Here is a 25,389-nt window from a genome sequence, read left to right on the forward strand (position 1 = left end):
ATGACGTGAATTCTTCCGCAATGGCATCACCGCCCGGCCCTCCCCTTTCGGCCGACGCCCCGGACCTTTCCCCTGCCGCGCCGCACGGCGGGGGAAAGCCTCCCCGGGCGAAGGGCGGCAATATCGGCCTGGCCCTGACCCTGCCGGGACAGATCGTCTCCGTCCTGGTCCTGATCATCCCGCTCCTGGTGGCCCTGTACATGAGCTTCACCGACTGGTCGCCCACCCGGGGCTCCCTGTTCGACGCCGAGTTCGTGGGGTTTGAGAACTACAGCGAACTGCTCATCTGGGACACCCGGTTTCTCTATGCGGTCCTGCGCACCCTGTGCATCTCCGCCGTCTGTCTGGCTCTGGAATTCACCTTCGGGCTCTCCCTGGCGGTGCTGTTCATGCGCTCGTTTCGGGGCAAGTCCCTGCTTTTTTCCGCCTTTTTGACGCCCATGATGATCCTGCCCGTGGTGGTCGGCTACATCTTCTGGATGCTGTTCCAGTCCAGCGGCCCGGTGAACCAGATCCTCGAATTCGTCCTTGGCCCCGACGTGGCCCTGGAGTGGTTCCGTAGCGCCCCCCTGGCCGTCACGGCGGTCATCATCACCGAGGTCTGGCACTGGACCCCGCTGTTTTTCCTGATCCTTTTGTCGGGCCTCAACTCCGTGCCGGAAAACCCGGTGCGCGCGGCGGTCATCCTGGGGGCCAACCCCCGCCAGGTCTTCTGGCGGGTGATCATGCCTACGCTTAAGCCGGTGATCATCGTGGCCTTCGTCATCCGGGCCATGGAGATCATCAAGCTTTTCGACGAGGTGTTCATGCTGACCCGGGGCGGGCCCGGCTCGGCCACGGAGACCATCAGCCTCTATATCTACAAGCTGGCCTTCAACGATTTCCAACTGGCCTACGGCGCGGCCGCCGCCTTCCTGGTGCTCCTCGGGGCGCTCGGGCTCATCCACCTGCTGCTTATGCCGGTGCGCAACCAGCTTTTGGAGGTGAAGCGCTGATGCCCTCGAAAAAACTCACCCTGTTCCAGGCGGCGCTTCTGGCCGCAGCCCTGGCCGTGGTGCTCTTCCCGGTGTTCTGGATCGTCATGACGGCGATCAAGCCCCCCACGGACTGGAACGCCTCGCCCGCCATCTGGATGCCGTCGCAGCCCACCCTCGTCAACTTCAAGACCCTCTTCGATCCCGACGCCCTCAAGGAATACGGGGTGGGCGGGGTCAGCCAGTCGGCCACCAAGGCCGTCTTCGGCTCGCTTCTGGCCTCGATCACGGCCACGGCCCTGTCGGTGCTCATCGGGCTGTTCGCGGCCATCGGCATCTCCCGCTACGGCGCCGAGAACAAATCCACGCCGCTGGTCATCCTCTCCGGGCGGATGTTTCCCCCGGCGGCCATCGCCGTGCCCTTCGTGATCATCTTCTCCAACATCGGGTTGACCGACAGCTACGTGGGGCTCATCGCCATCTACGTGGCGGCCACCCTGCCCTTCTCCACCTGGATGCTCAAAAGCTTCGTGGACGACCTGCCCCGGGAGATCGAGGAGGCGGCCATGATCGACGGCACATCACGCATGAGGGCCCACCTCACGGTGACCATCCCGCTTATCCGGGGCGGGCTGTTCGCCACCACCATGTTCATCTTCATCCTCAACTGGTCGGAATTCATGTTCGCCCTGGTGCTCTCCTACAGCAACGTCAGCACCATCCCCGTGCAACTGGCCAAGTACGTCACGGCCACGGCCGGAACCCTCTACGGCGTCCAGGCCGCCCTGGCCGTTTTGGCCATGGCCCCCCTGGTGGTCGTCGGCTACCTCATCCAGGGCCATCTGGCCCGGGGCATGACCTTCGGAGCCATCAAACAATGAGCATCCCCAAACTCGAACTGGTGTCCCTGGCCAAAGAATACAACGACGGGGCCGTGGTGGCCGTGGACGGCATCGACTTATGCGTGGCCCCCGGGGAGACCATCGCCCTGCTCGGCCCCTCGGGCTGCGGCAAGTCCACCACCCTGAACATGATCGTGGGCCTGGAAGCGCCCACCTCGGGCGACATCCACATCGACGGGCAGTCCATCGTGAACATCCCCCCAGGGAAACGCAACGTAGGCCTGGTGTTCCAGGATTATGCGGTCTTTCCCTCCATGACCGTGCGCCAGAACCTGGCCTTCGGCCTGGTGGTGCGCAAGGCCGCCAAAGACGACATCGATCGGGCCGTGGATGAGGTCGCCGAGCTTTTGGGCATGGGCGGCCGACTCCATGTCCGGGCCCGGGATCTCGGCGGTTCCGAGATGCAGCGGGTGGCCATCGGCCGCACCCTGGTGACCAAACCGGCCGTGCTGCTTTTGGACGAACCTCTGTCCAACCTGGAGGCCGCCGCCCGGCTGACCATGCGCCGGGAGCTGCGGCGGCTGCAAAGCGAAATCGGCCTGACCATCATCTACGTCACCCACGACCAGATCGAGGCCCTGTCCCTGGCCGACCGCATTGCCGTGATGCATGCCGGAAAGATCCTGCAGGTGGAAAAAACCAGCGTCATCTGTGAACGACCGGACCACGTCTACGTGGCCGGATTTTTGGGCTCGCCGCCCATGAACCTGCTTGCCGGGGAGATCGCGCCTGGCGTGGCCGACGCGGCGGGACCGGCCTTCATCCATGGCCCCCTGACCCTGGCCCTGCCTGCGGACTGCCCCCTGAAAAAGGGCTCCTACACCCTGGGGCTGCGGCCCGAGTCCCTGCGGCTGGCCCCGGAATCCGGGGCTCCCCTGGCCGGGACGGTCTCCCTGGTGGAATTTCGGGGCGGCGACGTGGTGGTCACCGTGGATGTCGCCTCGGTCAAACTGGATGTCATCCTCCCCGCCACCGAGCGTCCCGCCATGGGGCAGTCCGTGGGGGTGGATTTCGACCCGGATTCCCTGGTCTTTTTCGGCGGCGACAGCAACCGCAGACTGGACGCAAGCCCCATGGGGAGGCCCCTGTGATCGACACCGCGCCTGGCGGCCAGACGGCCCCGGTCCTGGCCCTGGAAAATCTGACGAAAAGCTTCCGGGGCAAGATCGCCCTGGAGGGCGTCTCCTTCTCGGTCCCCAAGGCCTCGCTGACGGTCATCCTGGGCCATGCCGGGGCGGGCAAGACCACCACCTTGCGCCTCATCGCCGGGCTGGATCAGCCCGACGCCGGGCGGGTGCTCCTGGCGGGCCGGGACGTGGCCGGGTGGGAGCCCAAAGACCGCGACATCGCCATGATCTTCGACAATCTGGCCCTGTATCCGAACAAGACCGGCTTCGAGAACATCGCAAATCCCCTTTTGATCCGAAAGACGCCCCGCCCGGAGATCGCGGAGAGGGTCCAGGCCATGGCCAAGGTGCTGAAAATCGGCCACACCCTGGGACGGCTTCCGGCAACCATGAGCGGCGGCGAGCGGCAGCGCATCGCCCTGGGCCGGGCGCTCATCCGCACGCCGAGCCTGTTTCTTTTGGACGAACCCCTCTCCAGCCTGGACGCCAAGCTGCGCATCGAACTGCGCGCCGAACTGCGACGTCTGCAAAGCGAGCACGGCTATTCCTTCCTCATGGCCACCCCGGACTTCAACGAGGCCCTGGCCATCGCCGACACGGTGATCATGCTGCGCCAGGGGAAGGTGGTCCAGATCGCCACGCCCCAGGCGCTCTACGACCAGCCCGTGGACCGGGAGACGGCCCGGGCCGTGGGCGCGCCGCTGATCAACATCCTCCCGGCCCGCCTCGATCCTGACGGCGGGACCATCCAGGTCGCGGGATGGCGGCTGCCTGTCCCGGGGCATCTGCATGCGGCCCTGGCCGCCAGTCCGGATGGATTCGAGCTGGGCATCCGGCCCGAGAACCTGGGGCTCGTGGACATCCCCGGGGCGGACCTGACCGGGATGGTGTCCGATGTCGAACCCCTGGGACTGAAGTCCGTGCTGACGGTGAAAAAGGGCGAGGCCGAGGTGCGCGTCCTGGTGGAGAGTGCTGCGGCCAAGACCGTGGCCGTGGGCCGGGAGATCGGCCTGTGCGTCAAGCACCCCTTTCTGCTGCACGCCTTTGCTGCGGCCTCAGGCCGACGCTTGGCGGCCTGACATCGGGGCATCCCCACATCCCGAAACCATGGAACGCGTGTCTGGGCCAAGGCGGCCTTGAGGACGGCATGATCAAGATATTCGTCACGTACCGGTGCAACCTGGCCTGCCCCTACTGCTTCGCCACGCGGATGCGGCAGGAATACCCCGGGGACATGACCCGGGAGACGTTCGCCAGGCTTCTTTCGTGGATGCGCGGGGCCGGGCTCCCGGCGGCGGCCTTCATCGGCGGCGAACCGACCCTGCATCCGGAACTGCCGGAGATGATCGAGGCCACGGTGGCCGCAGGCATCCCGGCGGCGCTTTTCACCAACGGCCTGTTCCCGGTCTCCCTGGCGGATCGCCTCGCCCCCCTGGTCTCCAACTTCGTGGTCAACTACAATGATCCCGCCGGATATGCTCCGGCCCAGGCCGCCATGCTCCACGCCACCCTTACCCGGCTGCGCCAGCTCGGGGCCAGGGTGGCCTTCTCCAAAAACTTCTCCCGGGACAGCCTGGACTACGACTATCTGCTTGATGCCCTGGACCGCTACGGCGTGACCACCGTGCGCTACGACATCTCCCGCCCAAACCACGACGCGGACAACGACCATTTCACCCTGGACGACACCCGGCGGATCATGTCCCATGCGGCCTGCTTCGTGAAGGCCTGCGAGGCCCGGGGGGTGCGCACGGGACTGGACTGCAGCGTACGCCTGTGCGACCTGTACGACGAGGATCGACGCTACCTGGAACGGGTTTCCATGAAATTTTCCGGGGTCTGCCATCCCTGCGCCGACGTGCATCCCGACCTGTCCGCCTCCTATTGCCTGCCCATGCGCGGCATCAGCATTCCCGACGTGACGGCCTTTGCCGATCATGCCGCCCTCATGTGGCGGCTGGCCGAGGCGGCGCGGCCCATCCGGCTTGCCAATGTCTCGGCGGCATGTTTCGAATGCAAGGACTTCATGCGGCGCTGCCAGGGGGGCTGCATGGCCCTTATGCGAACCGCTTCCCCTGCAACCGGGGAGGGCGAGGCGGGCGGCGCCCGACAGGCCGCCCCGGCGGAGGCCGGAACCCCATGAGCGACATCAAGACCGTGATCACCACCTGCACCAGGGACTGTCCCAACGCCTGCGGCCTGGTGGCCACCGTCCGCAACGGCCGGCTGACCGGACTGGCCGGAAACCCCGCCCACCCGCTGACCCGGGGCGTGGCCTGCGTCAAGGCCGCCCGCTACGTCAAGCGGGTCTATGGCCCGGAACGGATCACCCACCCCATGATCCGGGTTCACGGCCGCTGGGTCCGGACGGGTTGGGACGAGGCCCTGGACCTGGTGGCCGAACGCCTGAAGAAGTACGCTTCAGAGTCCGGAACGGAATCTATTTTGTATTACCAAGGGTATGGCGAAAGGACGGCGCTCAAGCTTCTCAACAAATATTTCTTCAACCTTTTCGGGGGAGTGACCACCCTGCGCGGCTCCCTGTGCGGCGGCACAGGGCAGGCCTCCCAGAACCTGGACCTGGGCGAACGCATCTCCCACGACCCCCTGGACCATTACCACAGCCAGGCCATGATCCTGTGGGCCAGAAACCCCGTGTCCACCAACATCAGCCTCACGGCCATCGCCCGGGACATCCGCAAGCGCGGGGGCACGGTCCTGCTCATCGATCCCATGCGCAGCAAATCGGCGGTCCTGGCCGACCACCATATCGCCCCCCGGCCGGGCGGCGACGTCTTCCTGGCCATGGCCGCCGCCAAGCTGGTGCTGGCCGCCGGGGCCGAAGACCGGGAGTTTCTGGCCCGGCATGCCGTGGGCCTGGAGGCCTATCTGGAGATTCTGGCGGGCTTTTCCGTGGACGACCTGTGCCGCCGGGCCGGGGTGTCCCGGGGGGAGGCGGAGCTTCTGGCCGAGACGCTCATGGCCAAAAAACCCGCCTCCATCCTGCTCGGCTGGGGCCTGCACCGCCATGAATACGCCCACTACGGCATCCGGGCCATCGACGCCCTGGGGGCCATCTGCGGCAACCTGGGCGTGCCCGGCGGCGGGGTGAGCCAGGGCTTCGAGGAATACGGCCCCTATGACCAAACCCTGTGGGGCGACGGCCTCAACCCGCCGCGCCGCACCCTGCTTTTGCCGGTCATCGGCCAGGAGATCCTGGCGGCCAAAGACCCGGCCATCCGCATGATCTACGTCACGGCGGCCAACCCCCTGTGCATGGCCCCCAACACCGCCGCGGTGGCCGCCGCCTTCCGCAAGGCCGAGTTCGTGGTCTATTCCGGCCACTACATGGACGACACCTCGGACTTCGCCCACGTCTTTTTGCCCGCCACCACCTTCCTGGAAGAGACCGACGTCATGGCCAGCTACGGGCACAACTACGTGGGGCCGGTCAATCCGGCCATCGCGCCCGTGGGCGAATGCAAATCGGAATTTCGCATGTTTTACGAGTTGGCGGCGCGCTTCCCCTTTGCGGCGGACTTCCGCAAAAGCGAAGAGGCGTGGCTAAGCGAGTTGTGCGCCCCGGTGTGGGAGCAGGGCGGCGATCCGGACACGCTCCGAAAGGAGGCCTTCCGCCTAAACGCCCCCATGGTCCCCTATGCGGACAAGGTCTTCCCCACGCCGTCGGGAAAATTCCAGTTCATGACCGCGTTTGATCCGTCCCGCATTCCCGAACCCGACCCGGCCTATCCCTACCGGCTTCTGACCATCGCCCCCCACGGCTACATCTGCTCCGAGAGGACCATGGCCGACCACGAGCCCCTGCCCGTGGTCCGGCTGGCCGCATCCGAGGCCGCCCGGCGGGGCCTGGCCGACGGCAGGCCGGTTGTGGTGAAAAGCTTGCTTGGCGAGGCCCTGGCTACCTTGCGTGCCGAGGAGGGCCTGCGCCCGGACATCCTGGTGGCCGACCGGGGAGGCTGGACCAAGGCCGGGCACGGCCTCAACCGCCTGACCAGGGATATGGCCAGCCGGGTGGGCAACGGCACGCCGTATTACGAAACAGCCGTTACTGTGAATCCTGTATTAAGTGACGTATCGATGGGGCGGCGCATCCTGGTGGTGCAACACAGCGACCGGGCCCCGGGCGGGGATTTCGTCAAGGGGCTGGCCCGGCTGGGCGCGATCCTGACCACGGTCCAACCGGCAAAGGGACAAGGGCTTCCCCCGTCTCCCGAGGGGTTCGACGCCCTGGTGGTCCTGGGCGGGCCGCAGCACGCTTACGACGACGCGGCCTCGCCGCACTTCCCGGCCCTGCTTGCGCTCATGCGGGCCTTTGACGCCGAGAACCGGCCCGTGGCCGGCATCTGCCTGGGGGCGCAGCTTTTGGCCCGGGCCCATGGCGGCAGGCCGTGGCCCATGGGCCGGTTGGAATTCGGATTCACGCCGCTTGAGGCCACCGCCGAAGGGGAGGCCGACCCGGTGCTTGGGCCCGCCCTGCCCCTGCCCCGGCTCATGGAGTTTCACGAGGACAGCTTCGACCTGCCCCCGGGGGCCGTGGCCCTGGTCGCCGGGCAGGACTGCCCCAACCAATGCTTCCGGGTCGGGGCCGCCTCCTATGGCTTCCAGTTCCACCTGGAGGTCGATTCGGTGATCGCCAGCAACTGGATCACGCTCTTCCGGCAGGGGGGCATCGAGACCTACGCCCCCTACCGTGAGGCCTACGACGAGACGTATTTCGCCGGGCTTGCCGCCGATCTGCCCGTGCTGGTGGCCGAGTCTCAGGAGTTCTGCCGCCGGGTGGTCCGGAACTGGCTGGCCCTGGCCTGACCTGTCGGCCCCGCGCCGCCCCCCGTCCCCTTCCAGTCCGCAGGCCCGGGCGCGCCTGCGCGTACGCCCGGCGCCGACCGCGCATTGCCGCACAGCGCATGCCGGGGCGAGGCCCCCGCATCGAGACCCTTTGCGGGCGGATCCTCCTCACCCCGCCCCTGCGGGCAGGGTCCGGCCCATCCCTCTCCACGAAACACCGGCATGCCGGACTGAAAAAATGTCCAGGGAGATACCCGCAGGGCTGAAATAATTGGCAACCTCTGCCTGGCGTGCTACGTATCCGTACAAATCCGGCCGGGCATCGTCAAAACCAGGATCGCCATGCCAACCGCCACCGCGCTTATACAAAACATTGCCCTGCTCCTGACCGGGGCGCTTCTGTTCGAGGCCCTGATGCAGGAACCGCAGGGAAAACCGGAGGGGCTGCCCAGACAGCTCGCGCTGGGGGCGGGGCTGGGCGTGTTGGGCCTGGCGGTCATGCTCACGCCCTGGACCTTTTCCCCGGGCGTGGTTTTCGACACCCGCTCGGTCATGCTGGGCATCTCCGGCCTGTTTTTCGGCGCCGTGCCCACCCTGACGGCCATGGCCGCGACCGCCTCCTTCCGGCTCTTCCAGGGAGGGGCCGGGGCCTGGACCGGGGTGTCCGTGATCCTGGCCTCCGGGCTCATCGGAATCGCCTGGCGGCATCTGCGCGGACGGCCCCGGGAATACGGGCGGCCATTCCGGGAACTGTTCCTTTTCGGCCTGACCGTTCACGTCGCCATGCTGGCCCTGATGCTGACGCTTCCCTGGGACACCGCCCTCTCCGTCCTGTCCCGCATCTCGCTTCCGGTGCTTGCGATCTACCCTCTGGGCACGGCGCTTTTCGGCCTCATGCTCGTCAAAAGGATGCAGGGCGAACAGGCGCGGGCCGACCTGGAGGCCAGCGAGGCTAGGTACCGCCTGCTGGTGGAGACCGCCAACGAGGGAATCTGGTCCATGGACGCCACCCATGCGACCACCTTCGTCAACCAAAGCATGGCCAACATGCTCGGATATACGCCGCAGGACATGCTGGGGCGGAAGGTTGAGGACTTTTTTTTCGTCGAGGACATGGCATCCCACGCCCAGCGTATGCAGCAGCGCCACACAGGGGTCGATGAGATCTACGAACGCCGCTTTCGGCGCAAGGACGGCTCCGCGCTCTGGACCCTGGTGGCCGCAAAGGTGCTCAAGGACGGCGCGGACCGGTTCGTCGGCTCGTTCGCCATGTTCACGGACATCACCGAACGCAAGCGCGCCGAACAGGACTTGAAAAACGAGTCCGCCCGCCGCCGCGCCTTGATGGACACCAGCAACGACGGAATCGTGGTCATCAATGCAGAGCATCAGGTCGTGGACGTGAACCGGCGCTTTGCCGACATGCTGGGATGCGGCGTCGACGACGTGATGCACATGCACACCTGGGATTGGGAAGCCTGTCAGACCGAGGAAGACATCCGCGCCAATTTTGCGGACTTGACGCGCTTAAACAGCGTGTTCGAAAGCCGCCACCGGCGCCGGGACGGATCGGAATACGACGTGGAGATCAGCGCATGCGGGGCCTTGGTGGCCGGTGACCCCCTGGTGTTATGCCTGTGCCGGGACATCACCGAGCGCAAGCGGATGGAAGACGTGTTGCGGTTTCTGGCCCAAACCGGCAGCGGGCCCGCCAGCGAGCCGTTTTTCCACGCCCTGGCCAGGTATCTGGCCCAGAACCTGGGCATGGACTTCGTCTGCATCGACCGTCTCGAAGGGGAAGGATTGACCGCCCGGACGGTAGCCGTCTGGTGCGACGGCCATTTCGAGGACAATGTGGCGTATGCCCTCAAAGACACGCCCTGCGGCGAGGTGGCGGGCAAAATGGTCTGCTGCTTCCCCGCCAACGTGCGTCGACTTTTCCCGCACGACCATGTGCTTACGGAACTGCGGGCGGAAAGCTATGTCGGCGTGACCCTGTTCGGGCACACCGGGCAGCCCATCGGCCTGATCGCGGTTATCGGGCGCAGCCCCCTGGCGAACCGCGCATTGGCCGAGTCGACCCTGAGACTGGCGGCCGTCCGGGCCGCCGGAGAACTGGAGCGCCTGGACGACGAAGCGGCGCTACGCCAGGCCAAAGAGCAGGCCGAGGCCGCCAGCCAGGCCAAGTCCGAATTCCTGGCCAACATGAGCCACGAGATCCGAACCCCCCTCAACGGCGTTCTGGGCATGCTCCAGCTCATAAAGACCACGCCCCTGGACGCCGAGCAGGAGGGATATGCCGACATGGCCGTCCAATCCTCGCAACGGCTGACCCGGCTTCTCTCGGACATCCTGGATCTTTCCCGGATCGAGGCGGGCAGGCTGGCCATCCAGGCCGAGCCCTTCAGCCTGTCCGAGGCGTTGCGGGCGGTTGAACAGCTGTTCCTCCCCACCGCGCGCCAGACCGGCGTCGAATTCCTGCTCCACATCGAACCGGACATCCCCGACCGTCTGATCGGCGACACCCTGCGCCTGCAGCAGGTGCTCAACAATTTCGTGGGCAACGCCTTCAAGTTCACTTCCTCCGGGAGCGTCGCCGTGCAGGCCTCGAAAATGCCGCCCACGGATGGTGCCCGCTGCCGCGTCCTGTTCATGGTGTCGGACACCGGGTGCGGCATCCCCGAGGACAAGATCGACACCCTGTTCAAGCCGTTCATCCAGGCCAGCGCGGGCTACACCCGGACACACCAGGGGGCGGGCCTCGGCCTGGCCATTTGCAAGCACCTCGTGCGCCTCATGGGGGGCGAACTCGCCCTGGACAGCACGGTCGGCGAGGGAACCACCATGTACGTCACCCTGCCCTTCCCCACGGCGTCGCCCCTCCCCAGGCCGGAGCGCCCGCCCGGGGAGGCCCTGCCTTCTCTCAACGGCCTACGGGTACTCCTGGCCGACGATGACCTGATCAGCACCCTTGCCGCCACAAAGCTGATGGAACTGGGCGGGGCTTCGGTGACCGTGGCCGAAGACGGGGCCCAGGCCCTGGCCGCCTTGCGCCGCGCCCCCTTCGACCTCGTGCTGATGGACATCCAGATGCCGGTCATGGACGGATTGGAGTCCACCCGGGCCATCCGTAACGGCGAGGCCGGGGAAGACGCCAGGGATATCCCCATCGTCGCCCTGACGGCTTACGCCATGTCCGGCGACAAGGAACAGTTCCTTGCGGCCGGGATGGACGGATACGTCTCCAAACCCGTCTCGCTCGCGGAGCTTGCCCGGGTGATCATGGCCAGCACGAGACCCGGGGCCGGATAACATCCCGCCGATGCGAACGCCCCCTCGGAGGGACCGGGTCCGGTGGAATAAAAAACTGCGCCACGCGCAGCAGATAGCCCGGGGGGGTTGCCCGGGGCATACCTCGTCCGGCGGCGGGAGAACCCGGAACCCGGCCTTAGATGGCCGCCCCGAGCACCATGTTGTCGCGGTGCACGGCCTCGGGATAGGAGGCCTGCCCCAGCACCTGGGCGATGCGGTTGCTGCGCAGGCCCATGATCTTCAAAAGATCCGCCGCGCCGTAGTTGGACAGCCCCACCCCCACGGCCTCGCCGTCGGCCAGGACGATGCGCACCGGCGCGCCCACCCCGAAATCCCCGCTCACGTCCACGATCCCGGCCGGAAGCAGGCTCTTGCCGCCTTCGCGCAAGGCCCGGGCCGCGCCCGCGTCGATGACGATGTCGCCCTTGGGGTCCAGATTGTAGGCCAGCCAGTATTTGCGCCGGGAGATGGCCTTTTTCTCCGGGGCCACCCAGGTGCCGATCTCCTCCCCGGCAAAGGCCCGGACCATGGCCCCGGGTTCGCGGCCGCACAGGATCAGGGTCGGCGTGCACAACTGAGCCACGCGCTTGGCCGAAAGAAGCTTGGAATGCATGCCGCCGGTGCCGAGCAGGGTCTTTTGGCCGCACATGGCCCCGATATCCAGGGCGCCGATGTCCGGGATGCAGGCCATGGGCGGGGCGTCCGGGGCCTCCTCGGGATTGTGCGCGAACACCCCCCGGGCCGAGGTCAGGTTCACGAAGAGATCCGCCCCGATCACCCCCACCAACAGGCCGGCCAGGCAGTCGTTGTCGCCGTAGACCAGTTCCTGCACGGCCACGGAATCGTTCTCGTTTAAGATGGGAATGACCCCGAAATCGAACAGGGTGCGCAGGGTGTTGCGCAGGTTGAGGTAGCGTTCGCGCGACTCCAGGTCGTCGCGGGTGAGGAGCACCTGGGCCGCCGTGCGGCCGTGGCGGGCGAATTCCTGGTCATAGGCGTGGATCAGGCGGCTTTGCCCGATGGCCGAGGCCGCCTGGCGGTGCGGCACCAGGGAGGGATTGTAGTGGGAGCTGATGACCCCGCGCCCGGCGGCCACCGCGCCGCTTGAAACCATGAGCACGTCGCGGCCCTCGCCCGAAAGCGCGGCCACCTGCCGGGCCAGATCGGCCACCACGGCCTGATCCACCCCGCCTTGCCCGGCCAGCACCGCGCTGCCCACCTTGACCACCACCCGCCGGGCCTCGGCCATCACCCGGCGGCGTTGCTCCCGCCAATCCGTATCGTCCATGACGCGCGTGTCCTTGACCATGTTTTCGGAATATCGTGTTTTGGAAAATAATGGCGCGGGCATGGCCCGGCATCAGGCCTCGGCGTCCGCCACCCGGCCCGTGGAAAGTTCACCTGGCGCGGCGACACCGCCGGAGGCCGTGGGCTGGTGCGCCGTACGGCGGATCTCGGCCAAAGCGCCTGACCCGGACGCCTCGACCCGGGCCACATCGGCCTTGACCGAGGCCCGGACCTTCTCCAGAAGCGGCACAAAGCCGTAGGTCTCGGGGAAAAGGGGCAGTGGTTCGCTCATGGCCGCCGCATCTCCTGGGCAGGGTCGCCTGGGCTGAATCGCATGACGCCGCCATCCGGCGCAGGGGCAATGGTAGCGCCTTGGCGGTCTGCGGGCAAGTGGCCGGGCGACGGGTGCGGGAGACGCCCCTTGAAAAACGCCCCCGCATCTTTCACAAATCTGCCTGCATCCGCCCAGGCAAACTCCCGGTCGGGACTGGCCTGCCTGGGGCTCGTCCGTCAGGACAGGCTCTCCAGAAGCTTCTTGGCGGGCTCGTAGCCCGGGTCCAGCTCCAGGGCCATGCCCAGGTATGTTTTGGCCTCCACGGGCTTTCTGACCCGGTGCAGGGCCATGGCGATGTTGTATCCCACCGATGGCGCCTGAAGCACGATGGTCCCGTCGGCATTGAGGGCCTTCTGGAACGAATCCCAGGCCTTGTCATAGGCCCGGCCATCGGCGTAAGCCACCCCGATGTTGTAAAACAGCCCGGCGTCGTTCGGGGCCAGGCTCAAGGCCTTGGTGTAGTTGTCCACGGCCTCGCTCCATTTCCCCTGCTTGCGCAGCACAATACCCCGGTTGTTGAACATCCACAGGTCGTCGCGGGTCAACTCCAGGCCCTTGGCCTCGATGGCCTCGGTCATGTAGGCCAGGGCCAGCTCCTCGTCCTTCTCGCCGATCTTGCGGGCGATCTCCATGAGCGACTCGCTGACCATGTCCGCCGCCACCCTGCCCACCACCTTTTTGGCCTGCTCGAAATAGTCCCGGGCCTTATCGGCCTCGTCGCGGGAAAGATAGGTTTCCCCGATCTCCACCTTGCGCTCGAAGTTCAGCGGCGAGAGGGCGTCGAGCTTGTTTAAAAAAAACAGCTTCTTGTCCGTGTCGCCGGTCTGCGAATTCAGGTCCACGAGCTTTTTTAAGGGCTCGATGAAGAGTTTCTCGCTCTTGTAGGCCTTGAGGTAATGGACCTCGGCCTCCTTGTGGTTGCCCCGGCGCAACTCCAGGTCGCCCATGAGCAGATGCCCCTTGAGGCTGTCCGGCTTGATCTCGAAGATGCGCGCCGCCAGGGCCTCGGCGTCGGCCAGCTCCCCGCTCTCCAGGAGGGCGGCGCACCGGTCCATGAGCACCCCGAGCTGGGTGTTGGGGCGGATGGCGAAGGCCGCCTTCTCGATGATGGCGTTGGCCGAGATGGGTTTGGTGATGAAGCTGTCCGCGCCCACCTCGTGGGCCAGGATGATCTCTTCCCGGGAGGTCTCGCTGCTGACCACGATGATCTTGGTCTTGTCGGCATAAAAGTTTTTGAGCACCTTGACGGTCTTGATGCAGGACGCCTTGTGCATGCGGCGTTCCAGGAAGACGATCAGCGGCGCCGTGGCCTTCTCGGCCAGCTTCCCGGCCAGGGTGACCACATCGTCGTATTCCTGGACTTCCCGGCAAACACTGCGGACATCCTGCTTGAGCTGGGAAATGGTGAACCGCAGCGCCTTGACGAAGGCCTCGTCGTCACTGCACACCAACACCACTCCGCCCTCGTTGAAGTAGTCCAGAACGATCTTCTCGTATCTTTTGGCACTCTGATCGGTCTTTAAACGCATAACGGCGTCCATGCCCCCCGGCTCGGAAATTCCAGGCGCGATGCGCGCCGCATAACCGCCTCAATCCTCGGCAGCACGGCGTTCCCGCCGCAACAGCTCCATCAGTTCCGGTTCCAGCCTGAAAAGCGTGCTTTCGGTCTCGGGCGAGACATACACCGGCACGGTCTCGGGAAGGCCCTCCCCGGCCTGGGCGATCCTGGCGGCCAGCGCCTGGTCCACGGCGGTTCCGGCCGCCGCCGCCAGTTCCCCGCCAATGCGCAGGTCCTCGGCCAGGACCATGCCCGGCACGACCTCCCCGGGCGGTACCGCGCCGCGGGTGAAGCCTTCCCGGGCCTGGGCCAGGGTGGCGAAGGCCTCGAAAATACGGGGGTCGTACCAGCCCGTGCGCCCGCGCATGGCGAAAAGGGCCTGGGCCTTGGTGCGGCCCGAAGAGATCAGCGTATCGTAATCCAGGGCCACCTTCAAAAGCCTGGCCCCCAGGGGGATGTCCTGGCCGCTCGGGCCGCCCGGGGGAGGCCCCGAGCCGTCATAGCGTTTTTCCTGATGGCGGATGACCCCGGCCACCTCCTCGAGGCGGGGAATGTTCATCAAAAGGTCTCCGGCGATCCTCGGGTGCTGGTCGAAAAGCCGTTGCCTGCGCGGGTCGAGCTCCCCGGTCTGCAGCATGTCCGAGAGCATCCGCTCGGGCAGGGCGGCGCAGCCGATCTGGGACAACATGACCGCCAGCTCCAGCCGCCAGGGCTCCGGGACGCCAAGATATCCGGCCACATCCAGGACGATGCGCTTGACCCGCACGGATCGTCCATGGGCCTTGGCGTTGAGCAGGGCCAGAAGATCGGTGAGCACCTTGATGGTGCCGCGCAGCGTCCCTTTGAGAAACGTCCGCTCCGCCGTAACCAACCCGTACTGCTCGATGGCGGCGGCCAGGGCGGCGTCAAGCTCCTCCTCGGCGCAGGGCTTGGCCAGAAAGCGGAAGACGTGGCCGGTGTTCACGGCGTCCATGGCCGAACGGATGTCGGCGTAGCCGGTGAGCATGATCCGTACCGTGTCGGGGCAGGTCTTGCGCAGCCGGGAGAAAAACTCCACCCCGTCCATGCCCGGCATGCGCAGATCCGACACCACCACGGCATAGGGCCCGTTTTCGGCCACGGCCTCCAGGCCCCGCACCGGCCCAAGGGCCATGTCCAGGTCGTATTTTTTGCGCAGAGCCCGGCCATAGGAGGCCAGCGTTTCGGGGTCGTCGTCGACGAATAAAATCCTGCGTCCGCTGGGGGCCACACGCACTCCTTTGTCCCGGCGGGAACTCCTTGGCGGCAGGCTCATCCGGTTCGCCGCGCGGCTGGCCGGACGGGCCACGTTGATCACATGGCGGCAGGGGCGGCGGTCAGCCGCTCGACCCGCCGTCTTTGCCTTGCGGGCCGTCGATGGGCAGCCGGACGGTAAACACGGTTCCCTGTCCCGGCGTGGTCTCAAAAAAGATGTCGCCTCCGTGCCGTTCTACCACGGCATAGGCTAAAGACAAGCCCTGACCGGTCCCCTTGCCCACAGCCTTCGTGGTAAAAAAGGGATCGAAGACCCGCCCCCGGACCTCCGCAGGGATGCCCGGCCCGGTGTCGGCCAGGGAAACCGTCACGAACGGGCCCTGGCGGGCCGTCCGGGCGGTGATGCTTCCGAGGATGCCGGTTTTGTCACCGCGCGCCTCCTCCATGGCCTGGGCCGCGTTCAGGATCAGGTTCAAAAACACCTGCCCGATCTCCTGGGGCAGCCCGCACACCGGCGGCAACTCGGGATCCAGCTCCAGGACCAGGCTGGCCGTATCCTTCCATTCGTTGCGGCTGACCAGCAGGGCGTCCTTGACGGCGGCGTTGATGTCGAAAAAGGTCTTTTCCCCGCCGCCGGGATGAGAGAACTGGCGCATGGCCCGCACGATGTCCGCCACCTGGCGGATGCCCTTGCGGCTGTTGGCCACGGCGGCTGGAATCTCCGTGGACAGATAGTCCAGATCGGCCTCGCATTCGGCCGCCTCCACGGTCTGGCGCAACTCCGGCGGCAGACAGTCGCCGCGTCCCTCCCCGGCCTGGCTCAGGGTGGCGAAGGCCTGCCGATAGGCCTCCACCAGGCGCAGGAGATCGGCGAAGGCCCCCTCCAGGAACCCGGCGTTGTAGCTTACGTACTGGATGGGGGTGTTGATCTCGTGGGCGATGCCCGCAGCCAGGCGGCCGATGGACTGCATCTTGATCTCGTGGCTGGCCATGGCCTCGCGGACCTTGATCCCGGTGATGTCCCGGCCAAGGATGAGCACGCCGCGGGATTGGCCGTCGGGCGAGGGCACGGGGTTGGCCGTCAGCCCCAGGAAACGCTCCCGCCCGGCCGTGCGCAGCCGGATCTCGTCCACGCGCACCGCCTCCCCCGTGCGGCGGCAGGCCTCAATGGCCTCCCGCACGGGCTCCCAGTCCCAGCCGATATCCAGATCGAAAAGCAGGCCCCCCAGTGCCTGGCGTCCGGAAAGCCCCAGCATCTCCGCTGCGGCCCGATTCCAGCGGGTGACGGCGCCCTCGCCGTCGAGGCTGATCATGATGGAGCCGATGGAGGACAGAAGCAGCTCGATATCCTGGTTGGCCTGGCGCAACTCACGCTCGGCGGCCTTGCGCACGCTGACGTCCCGGGCGAACAGCAGCACCCCGCCGCGTCCGTCGTCCACCCCCGGCAGACGCGTGGCCGAAAGCTCCAGATATCGCGTCCCGCCCCCGGAAAGCGGCACGGCCAGCTCCTTCATGCGGCAGGCCCGCCCCGAGAGGACCATGTCCGCCGGACACTCCTCGCACGAACAGCCCTTTGCCGACAAAACCTCCCGGCAGGACCGTCCCACGGGATCGCCGACGTCCGCGAACCATCCGGCCATGGCCCGGTTCATGCGCAGGACCACCATATCGGAGGAGAGGATGCACAACCCGTCCGGCACGACATCGAAGACCCGGGCCAGGGAGGCGTCGAGTCCGTCGGCATGGGCGTCTGCGTATCCGGTCATGGCGCACGTCCGGACATGTCGGGCTCCTCCAGATCCAGGTCCATGCTCCCGGAGTCCGTGTCCCTCTCGCCAGGCATGGGCCCGCCACGTTCGAGGACGGCCAGGAAATCCCTGGCCTGTTCGAAGGCCGGGTTGTTCGCCAGGGCCTTTTCCAAAAGCCTTTTGGCCTGCCTACCCTGGCCTTTTTCGAAAAACGTCCGGGCGATGTTGTAGAGCAGATGCTCGTCCTCGCGTTTCAGGAGTTTGGCCGCCCGGTTGTAGAATTTCAACGCCTGGGCGTGCATGCCGTTTTTGCGCAGCCGGATGCCGAATTCGTTGAACAGATGCTTGTGTTCTTCGTCGAAGGCCCCGTCCAGGGTCACCACCCGGCGGAAAACGATGTCGGCGTTGTCCGTCTCGCCCCGGGCCAGATAGGTCAGCCCCAGGCCGAAGGTGCCCCGGATGTGCTCCTCGTCCAGGCGCAGGGCGTTTTTATATTCGAATTCGGCGGAGATGAGTTCCCCGTTGGCCCGGTGGTCGTCGGCCTTTTCCACGCTCTCCTCGACCTGGCGCATGGCCGGGAGCACCTTGTTCAGGTAGACGTCGGGCTCGGGAAGAAAATCCTTGAGCAAGACGTCCTTGGTGATCCACCGGGACTTGCCCACGGGCACGAAATGCTTGTTGAGCTCACGCACGCACAGGGAGCCGTCGGCCTCTTCCTCCACAAAGGCGTAGATGTGCTGCTTGACCTTGCGCTTGGTGGACCCAAACCCGATGATTCCCTTGGTCTGGGTGGAAAACACCCCCTTGATGGCGTCCGGGGCCGGACGGGACGGCGTTGCGGCGGCATTTTCATCAGGATGGGGCGGCTGGGCGTCAAGCATCCAAAAGCTCCGCGAATTCCAGTTTGTCGCGCGGCGGCACGAGAACCCGGACGCTCACGTCCTGTCGGCCCCCAAGGGCCCCCCGCAGCTTTTTAATGGCCATGGCCCCAAGCTCCTGCCCCTTGCTCAAAAGCACCTCGCCCGAAAGGTCCAGCACCTCCTGATCCAGGAGCATGCCCGGCCTGAGCTGGCTGATGAACAGATGAGCCCGCTCGAACCCGTCGGGAAAATTGATCATGGACTCCAGGGCGTCGAGCACCGCCGGGTCATACCAACCGCGACGGCCGCGCATGCGTTCCAGGGCTTTTTGGGCCGGTTCCTCGAATTTTCCCGAGGCCGAGGCCATGCGCTCCAGGGTGTCGAAGTCCAGGGCGGCCTTGAGCAGCCTGGCCCCTTGGGGAATGGCCTCCCCCTTCACGTCGCCCGGCGGCAGCCCTCCGCCATCAAAGCGTTTTTCCTGGTAGGAGACGATCTCCGCCACCTCCTTGAGACGAGGAATGTTGGCGATGAGATCTGCGGCGACCTTGGGATGCATGGCGAACTCGAAGGCGAAATTTCCGGACAGGGGCTGGCCCTGATAGGCCTTGCGCAGGATGTCGCGCGGCAGGGCCGCGCATCCGATCTGGGAGAGCATGGCTGCCAGTTCCAGCCGCCAGGGATCGGGAAGCCCCATATATTGGGCCAGGTCCATGACCAGCCGCTTCACCCGGGAGGACTTCCCGAAGGCCTCGGGGTTGACCATGGCCATGAGGTCGGTGAGCAGCCGGATGGTGCCGCGCACGGTGCCGCGCAAGAGCTCCTTTTCCGCCACAACCAACTGGTATTGGCGAAACCCGGCCGCAACCGCAGCCTCCAGGGCGTCCTCGGGGCAGGGCTTGGTCAGGAAACTGAACACCTTGCTGGCGTTGACGGCCGCCACGGCCGCCGTCACGTCGGCGTATCCCGTAAGCATGATCCGCACGGTCTCGGGGCTTTTCTGGCGCACGTTCTCCAAAAAGGCCACCCCGTCCATCCCGGGCATGCGCAGGTCCGAAATGATCACCGCGAAACGCATGGTTTCGTCAAGCGCGGCCAATCCCTCGGCAGGCCCTCCCGCAGTCATGACCTCGTATTTTTTTCGGAAGATGCGCCGGTAGGAAGCCAGCATTTCCGGGTCATCATCGACAAAAAGGACGCGAGACTTGTCCATATGCTCTCCGAAGCACCCCTGCAAAAGCTAAGAAGCCGGATCGGCCACGCTCTCTGCGTAGTCGATTTTACCCCACCACACAAGAGGGGGGGACGACGCGAGGCAGGCCCGCCGTTTCGGGTGGAATCCCTTCGGGATTGACATGTACGGTTCCATGCCGTATATATTTCTAACGTCAAAAAAAGTATTTCCATATTTATCCTCACCTTATTCGCCACGGCTTTCCAGGCGACAGTTGTGTTTCATTTTCAAACAACCCGGTTTTGCATCGGATTTTTTCCTGTCGTATCAGGAAGTCATGATCCTTTCACGCCTTTTCCTGTTTCGCATGACCCGGGCAGCACGTTGCCGCATGGGTGGAGTGGCGGAAATATGTGTTTTAATTTCCCAGATAATTGACCTGGAGGACGTCGCCGCTGTGCGCAAAGTGCGCACGGCGGCGGCAATGGACGCGAAACGGCGGCATCGAACCGAAACCCCGCGCAACAGGAGACCAGGATGGACCAGACCACAGGCCACCCGCCCTCCGTGCAGCGATCCCCCGGCATCCAGGTGGAATTACGGCCGGAGATGCCCGTAGTGCTGCAAATTCCCCGGGACGGGGCCAAGTATTCCAGCAAGATCGTCGGGGTTGAGCCCTACAAATATATCATCGCCAAAATGCCCCTGGCCCCCGGCATCCGCTCGATGATTTTTCCCGGCCAGGGGCTCACCCTCAAATCCGAATGCGACGGAATCATCTACGGGTTCGATACCGAGATTCTCCATGCGATCCTCAGGCCCGCTGCCCTCTTGCTTTTGGCCTATCCCATGAGCACGGAAAAAATCGAGCTGCGCCGCCACAAACGGCTATCCTGCCTGCTCCCCGTGCGGCTGCAGAATCCCTTTGCCCACACCCTGGCCTTCATGGTGGACATCAGCCTCGGCGGCTGCCGCCTGGTGGTCGACAAAAACGACACCGGCGGGATACTCAACGTCATGGCCGGGGACGAGGTGACCATCCTCTCCCTGCACGAGGTGTTCGGCGATGATGGGTTGCGGGCGATCATCGCCAACACCGCGCAAAAAAACCAAAAAGCCTTTTTCGGTGCGGCCTTTACGGGGAATGATCCCGATCACGGAAGACGGGTTGCAGCCTTCCTCGAACGCATCGCCGCCCTCATCAAGGATCAAAAGGGCGGCTAACCCTGGACGGGACTGGCGCGTTTCGGGCAACATCCGGCGAACCCGCACGAGGTCTTGTGGCCCATGGGCTTGCTCCATATCGAACATATCAAACCCGGCATGATCCTGGCCGCCGATCTGCGCACCCCCCTGGGACGGTTTCTTTTGCCCAAGGGGTCGGCCGTGACCGAGGAATGCCTGCGCTCCTGCAAGATGTGGGGGGTGGCGGCGGCCGAGATCGAGGGCGTCACCCGGCTTCAGGCCGAACGCCAGGCCCTGGCGGCCATCCCCCAGGATACCCTGGCGGAACTGAAAAACCGCACCCGGGACCTGTTTTCCGGATGCGACGCCAGCCATCCGGCCATGCGCGAACTGGCCCGCCTGCATCTGCAACGCCACGCCATGGCCAGCCTGGACGGCCAGCGGCCTGGCGAGCGCCCCTCGCACCGGCCCCCCGCCGTGACACGCCACGGACAGCGGCCCGCCGCGCCGCCCTCCATGGCCGATCTCATTCGCAAAGGGGACCAGCTTTTCTCCCTGCCCGCCATTTTCAACAAGATCATGGAGGTCATCCGCGACCCCAAAAGCTCGGCCGCGTTCATCGCCGAAACCATCGGCAAGGATCCGAACCTCTCGGCCAAACTGCTCAAGCTGGTCAACTCCAGCTATTACAGCTTTCCTGAGCCAGTGGGCAGCCTCAGCCGGGCCGTGATGATCGTGGGCTCCAGCCGTCTGACCAGCATGGCCGTGGGCATCCTGACCATGACCCTCTTCAGGAAAATCCCCAAACGGCTTATGGATGTGGCCTCCTTTTGGCGCCACGGCCTGGCCTGCGGCGTGGTGGCCCGGCTTATGGCTGCGCGCCGCAGGGACATTGAGGAGGAGCCGCTTTTCGTGGCCGGCCTTTTGCACGACATGGGCCGCATGCCCTACGCTGCCCAACAGCCCGGGCTCACGGCCGCAGCCCTGTTCGAGGCCCAGTCCAGAGGCGTCCCATCCTTTGTCGTGGAGTCGGAGATATGGGGATTCGACCATGCCGCCCTCGGCGGGGCCATGCTGTCCGCCTGGAAATTCCCCGAGCAACTGATCCGGGCCGTGGCCCACCACCACCAGCCCACGGCGGCCAACCCCGGCCTGGAGGCCTCTTTGGTGCATGTGGCCGACATCATCGCCCACGCCATGGACCACGGCGGCGGCCAGGGATTCCCGGTTCCGCCCCTCGTGGCGGAGGCCTTCACGGCCACGGGGATTTCCCCGGACGACCTGTCCTCCATCGTCATCCAGGCCCAAAGCCAGCTTGACGACATCACCCGCATTTTCATCGAGGAACCATGACACACGACACGACACGCCCCGATCCGGACGACGCAGAGCTTTTGGCCAGGCGTCTGTCGCATCTTGAAGCGGTCTACAACTCCACCCTCGACGCCCTTTCCAAGGCGGCGGCCCTGGGCGATTTTCACATCGGGCTGACCACCGTGGACTCCCCCGTCCCCATCCTTGAGGAAACCGAGCGCAAGGCCCGGGGGCTCGTGCGCCTGACGGCGGTCGCCTTCCATCTGGTGGACGAAGCCACGGGGCAGTTCTACCCGGCCCTGCAATCCCCCCCGCAGGCGGCCGACACCATGGCCGCCCTCATGGACACGCTGGTGGAGGATCGTTCCATCGCCTGGTGCCTAAGCCGCAAAAAGCCGGTCATCAAGGCCACCGGCGGCCACCGCCTGATCCTGCATCCCATGGCCACCACGGCCCGCATACGGGGGTTTTTCCTGGGGATGCTCGACCAGGAGCCCAGTTCCATCCCCGAAACCACCCTGGCGTTTTTGTCCATCGTCATGCAGTACGCCGCCGGCGCCCTGGAGAGCTTCGAGCTCTACCGCCTGATCCGGGCCACCAACCGCACCCTGGAGCACAAGGTGGAGGAACTCACGGCCGCCCGGGCCAGCCTGGAGGCCGAGGTGGCCGAACGCAAGGAGGTGGAACGCAAGCTGGCGCGATCCCGGGACTTCCACCTGACCCTTTTCGAGAGATTCCCGGTCATGATCTGGCGCTGCAGCGCACTCGGCGAGCACGACTATTTCAACAAAACCTGGCTCACCTTCTTCGGACGCCCCCTTGAGGAGGAACTGGGACGGGGATTTCTCCGCTCCATCCACCCCGAAGACCTCAAACAGGCCGAGGCCGTCTTTACCGCAGCCTGTACCGACAGGTCGGCCTTCGAGCGGGAATTCCGGATCAAAACCGCCGCCGGGGAATATCGGTGGATCTCGGACCACGGACGGCCGTTTTACGACCTTGACGGCGAATTCGGGGGTTACATCGGGGCCGCCAGCGACATCACCGACCGCAAGCGCATGGAGACGGAACTGCGCTACCAGGCCTTGCACGATCCCCTGACCAACCTGCCCAACCGCAGCCTGCTCATGGACCGCATCAGCCGGGCCCAGGAACGCGCCCAACGCCACCCCGAATCCCGGTTCGCCCTGGTGTTCATCGACCTGGACCGGTTCAAGGTCATAAACGACAGCCTGGGGCATCTGGTGGGGGACAAGCTTTTGGCCTCCTGCGGGGCCCGGCTGGGTGAGGCCGTGCGCGGTCTGGACACCCTGGCCCGGTTCGGCGGCGACGAATTCATCGTGCTTTTGGAGGAGATCGCTTCCCTGGGCGAGGCCATCAAGATCGTCAAGCGCATCCGGGACCGGCTCAAGTTCCCCTTCGTCATCGAGGACAAGGAACTGTGGGTCACGGCCAGCTTCGGCATCGTACTCGGCGGGCCGCGCCCCATGCGGGCCGAGGAGCTTCTGCGCAACGCCAACATCGCCATGTACGACGCCAAAAAACTCGGACGCAACCGGTTCAAGGTCTTCTCGGACAAGATGCTGGCCGCGGCCATGTCCTGGATGAACCTGGAAAACGAACTGCGCACGGGGCTTGTGAACGAGGAGTTCCATCTGCTGTATCAGCCCATCGTGGACGCCGTCGATTACCGGCTGCTGGGATTCGAGGCGCTTTTGCGCTGGCGGCATCCGTCCCGGGGGGTGCTCGGCCCCTCGGAATTCATCCACATCGCCGAGGAGAGCGGCCAGATCGTGGAGATCGGGCATCAGGCCCTGCGCCTGGCCTGCCAGACCATGGCCGCCTGGAGGGAGCAGCTCGCCCCGGCCAGGGATCTGACCATGTCCGTCAACCTGTCCTGCAAGCAGTTCCGGCAGTCGGACATGGCCGAACGAATCCTGGAGGCGCTCACGGAGTCCGGCCTGCCGCCCTCCCGGCTCAAGCTCGAAATCACCGAATCGGCCATCATGGAAAACGCCAAAAACGCCCTGACCGTCTTAAACAAGCTCAAGGCCTCCGGCATCCTCATCGCCATCGACGATTTCGGCACCGGCTATTCGTCGTTGTCCTATCTCCAGACCTTTCCCGTGGACGTGCTGAAGATCGACCGCATGTTCATCTCCGGAATCGGCCGCAACAAGGAGGCCAGCGACATCGTGCAGTCCGTGGTGGCCCTGGCCAAGAGCCTGGGGCTGCATGTGGTGGCCGAAGGCGTGGAGGAGGAGGGCCAGGCGGAGGCCCTCAAGGTTCTGCGCTGCGACAGCATCCAGGGGTTCTATTTCTTTCCGCCCCTGCCCGAGGCCGAGGCGTTGGCCCTGATGCGCCGCCTGGACGGCGACGCCAGGGGGTTCGCCCGGCTCATCCCTTCCGGATGATCCGCCGCACCCGGCCCGAAAAAGACACCTCGTAGGCGATGTCCCGCCAGACCATGGTCCGGGTGAGCAGGGTGCGCCCCATGCACCAGCCGATCATGGGGAACACCATGGCGAATCCGGCCAGAAAGGCCCCCCGGGGGAGGGGACGCGGGGACAGGCTCCGGAAAAAAAGCCCCACCCCGGCCAGCCCGGCCAGAAAAACGGCCGAGGCAAGGGTCAGCCCCACGGGGAAAAACCCCACCAGGCCCGCCAGCAGGATCACTCCGGCCGCCACCGGAACCAGGGACAGGGCCAGGGCTGCGGGAATGGCGGCAAGCCATGTGCCGGGCATGCAGAATTTCAGATAGAGCAGTTGCCGGGTCAGCCAGTCGCTCCACCGGGACAGGCTCATGGCGGCCAGGGGCGTGGCAAGGACCGCCGCCCCGGCCACAGGATGGCAGACCACGCCCTTTTTGCGCAGCATGGCGGCCATGGAGCAGTCGTCCACAATGCTCTCGGCCCACAGCCCGGCCACGCCGAAGCGCTCGAAGGCCTGCCGGGTCAGGGCCATGGCCCCGCCCCAGGGCTGGGTCACGGCCCGGATGGATTGCAGCATGTGCAGCGCCAGACAGGTGGCGAACATGCCCACCACCCCGGGGGCGTCGGACAAGGGTTCGACGCGGTGGAAGCCGCTGGCCAGGGCCGTCTCGCCCCGGACCAGCGGCGCAGCCAGGGTGGCGGCGAAATCCGGCCGGGCCAGATGGGTGCTGTCGCCAAACAGGTAAATGTCGGGCCGCTGCCCCAGGCCTTGCAAAAAGGCCACCCCGGCCAGCAGGTTGTGATTTTTCTGGCCGCACCGCGTGGCCAGCCCGGCCGCGACCCGGAACACCCGGCCATGGCCCTCCCGGATCAGTTCCTCCACCAGGGGCACGGCCGGATCGTCATCCGTGGCCGTGGCGAAAACCACGATCAGGCCCGGATAGTCCTGGCGCACCAGGGTGGCCAGGGCCTCGCGCACCCCGGGGGCGTCTCCGGTCACGGGCACCACCAGGGCCGCCCGGGGAAACACGGCCGGACGCGGTCCCGGCCCGGGGACGCCGCGCACATGGTTGCGCCCAAGCGCGACGAGGGTCGCCAGTGCGGCCAGGATCAGGGCCATGACGCCGACAAAACACGCGGTCACGG

The 25,389-nt window shown here is 65.8% G+C and carries 18 protein-coding genes; 10 read left to right on the forward strand and 8 right to left on the reverse strand.

Translation table 11 applies throughout. The features are described from left to right. The first annotated feature begins 5 nt into the window (after positions 1-5). The 7 genes from GD606_RS12505 (at position 6) to GD606_RS12535 (ending at position 11,121) form a co-directional block, all read left to right on the forward strand. On the forward strand, positions 6-995 hold the full coding sequence (locus tag GD606_RS12505) for a carbohydrate ABC transporter permease (RefSeq protein WP_246298773.1): 990 nt from the start codon (positions 6-8) through the stop codon (positions 993-995). Continuing rightward, positions 995-1,855 (forward strand): carbohydrate ABC transporter permease, encoded by an 861-nt coding sequence (locus GD606_RS12510; protein ID WP_163300319.1) that lies wholly within the window; start codon positions 995-997, stop codon positions 1,853-1,855. Before GD606_RS12505 ends, GD606_RS12510 begins: the two co-directional genes overlap by 1 nt. After that, a complete protein-coding gene (locus GD606_RS12515; RefSeq protein ID WP_163300320.1) occupies positions 1,852-2,967 on the forward strand; it encodes an ABC transporter ATP-binding protein in 1,116 nt (371 codons plus the stop codon). Before GD606_RS12510 ends, GD606_RS12515 begins: the two co-directional genes overlap by 4 nt. Beyond that, positions 2,964-4,082 carry an ABC transporter ATP-binding protein gene (locus tag GD606_RS12520; protein WP_246298774.1) on the forward strand — a complete coding sequence of 373 codons (1,119 nt, stop codon included), beginning with the start codon at positions 2,964-2,966 and terminating at the stop codon, positions 4,080-4,082. The genes GD606_RS12515 and GD606_RS12520 overlap by 4 nt, the downstream gene beginning before the upstream one ends. 68 nt (positions 4,083-4,150) lie before the next feature. After that, positions 4,151-5,146, forward strand: coding sequence for a radical SAM protein (locus tag GD606_RS12525; RefSeq protein ID WP_163300321.1), 996 nt, complete (start codon positions 4,151-4,153; stop codon positions 5,144-5,146). Further along, positions 5,143-7,830: a molybdopterin-dependent oxidoreductase gene (locus GD606_RS12530; protein WP_163300322.1), complete on the forward strand. Its 2,688-nt coding sequence runs from the start codon at positions 5,143-5,145 to the stop codon at positions 7,828-7,830. Before GD606_RS12525 ends, GD606_RS12530 begins: the two co-directional genes overlap by 4 nt. Before the next feature lie 321 nt (positions 7,831-8,151). Then, positions 8,152-11,121, forward strand: a complete 2,970-nt coding sequence (locus tag GD606_RS12535; protein WP_163300323.1) for a PAS domain S-box protein — start codon at positions 8,152-8,154, stop codon at positions 11,119-11,121. Positions 11,122-11,257: 136 nt separating this feature from the next. Here GD606_RS12535 and proB read toward each other — a convergent pair whose 3' ends face one another. The 7 genes from proB to GD606_RS12570 all read right to left on the reverse strand — a co-directional run bounded on the left by proB (position 11,258) and on the right by GD606_RS12570 (position 19,351). Beyond that, positions 11,258-12,409, reverse strand: a complete 1,152-nt coding sequence (gene proB / locus GD606_RS12540; RefSeq protein WP_163300324.1) for a glutamate 5-kinase — start codon at positions 12,407-12,409, stop codon at positions 11,258-11,260. Between the two features lie 72 nt (positions 12,410-12,481). Beyond that, the gene (locus tag GD606_RS12545) at positions 12,482-12,700 is read right to left on the reverse strand and encodes a hypothetical protein (protein WP_163300325.1); all 219 of its coding nucleotides are present in this window, start codon (positions 12,698-12,700) and stop codon (positions 12,482-12,484) included. Positions 12,701-12,918: 218 nt separating this feature from the next. Next, complete coding sequence (locus GD606_RS12550; RefSeq protein ID WP_246298775.1) at positions 12,919-14,271, reverse strand: response regulator; 1,353 nt, start codon at positions 14,269-14,271, stop codon at positions 12,919-12,921. Between the two features lie 60 nt (positions 14,272-14,331). Then, on the reverse strand, positions 14,332-15,549 hold the full coding sequence (locus GD606_RS12555) for an HD domain-containing phosphohydrolase (RefSeq protein ID WP_246298776.1): 1,218 nt from the start codon (positions 15,547-15,549) through the stop codon (positions 14,332-14,334). 106 nt (positions 15,550-15,655) lie between these two features. Then, positions 15,656-17,299 carry a PAS domain-containing protein gene (locus tag GD606_RS12560; protein ID WP_163300328.1) on the reverse strand — a complete coding sequence of 548 codons (1,644 nt, stop codon included), beginning with the start codon at positions 17,297-17,299 and terminating at the stop codon, positions 15,656-15,658. Further along, on the reverse strand, positions 17,296-18,162 hold the full coding sequence (locus GD606_RS12565; protein WP_163300329.1) for a tetratricopeptide repeat protein: 867 nt from the start codon (positions 18,160-18,162) through the stop codon (positions 17,296-17,298). The genes GD606_RS12560 and GD606_RS12565 overlap by 4 nt, the downstream gene beginning before the upstream one ends. Next, positions 18,155-19,351 carry an HD domain-containing phosphohydrolase gene (locus GD606_RS12570; RefSeq protein ID WP_163300330.1) on the reverse strand — a complete coding sequence of 399 codons (1,197 nt, stop codon included), beginning with the start codon at positions 19,349-19,351 and terminating at the stop codon, positions 18,155-18,157. The genes GD606_RS12565 and GD606_RS12570 overlap by 8 nt, the downstream gene beginning before the upstream one ends. A 498-nt stretch (positions 19,352-19,849) precedes the next feature. Between GD606_RS12570 and GD606_RS12575 the strand changes: the two genes are divergently transcribed. The 3 genes from GD606_RS12575 to GD606_RS12585 all read left to right on the forward strand — a co-directional run bounded on the left by GD606_RS12575 (position 19,850) and on the right by GD606_RS12585 (position 24,225). Beyond that, a complete protein-coding gene (locus tag GD606_RS12575; RefSeq protein WP_163300331.1) occupies positions 19,850-20,536 on the forward strand; it encodes a flagellar brake domain-containing protein in 687 nt (228 codons plus the stop codon). A gap of 63 nt (positions 20,537-20,599) precedes the next feature. Continuing rightward, positions 20,600-21,850, forward strand: coding sequence for an HDOD domain-containing protein (locus tag GD606_RS12580; RefSeq protein ID WP_163300332.1), 1,251 nt, complete (start codon positions 20,600-20,602; stop codon positions 21,848-21,850). After that, a complete protein-coding gene (locus GD606_RS12585; RefSeq protein ID WP_163300333.1) occupies positions 21,847-24,225 on the forward strand; it encodes a bifunctional diguanylate cyclase/phosphodiesterase in 2,379 nt (792 codons plus the stop codon). The genes GD606_RS12580 and GD606_RS12585 overlap by 4 nt, the downstream gene beginning before the upstream one ends. Here the strand turns inward: GD606_RS12585 and GD606_RS12590 are convergent. Beyond that, positions 24,209-25,387: a glycosyltransferase gene (locus GD606_RS12590; RefSeq protein WP_246298778.1), complete on the reverse strand. Its 1,179-nt coding sequence runs from the start codon at positions 25,385-25,387 to the stop codon at positions 24,209-24,211. The two genes, GD606_RS12585 and GD606_RS12590, sit on opposite strands and share 17 nt — an antisense overlap. Positions 25,388-25,389: the final 2 nt, after the last annotated feature.

This window comes from Desulfolutivibrio sulfodismutans DSM 3696, from assembly GCF_013376455.1.
In the GTDB taxonomy this organism is placed as follows: Bacteria; Desulfobacterota; Desulfovibrionia; order Desulfovibrionales; family Desulfovibrionaceae; genus Desulfolutivibrio; species Desulfolutivibrio sulfodismutans.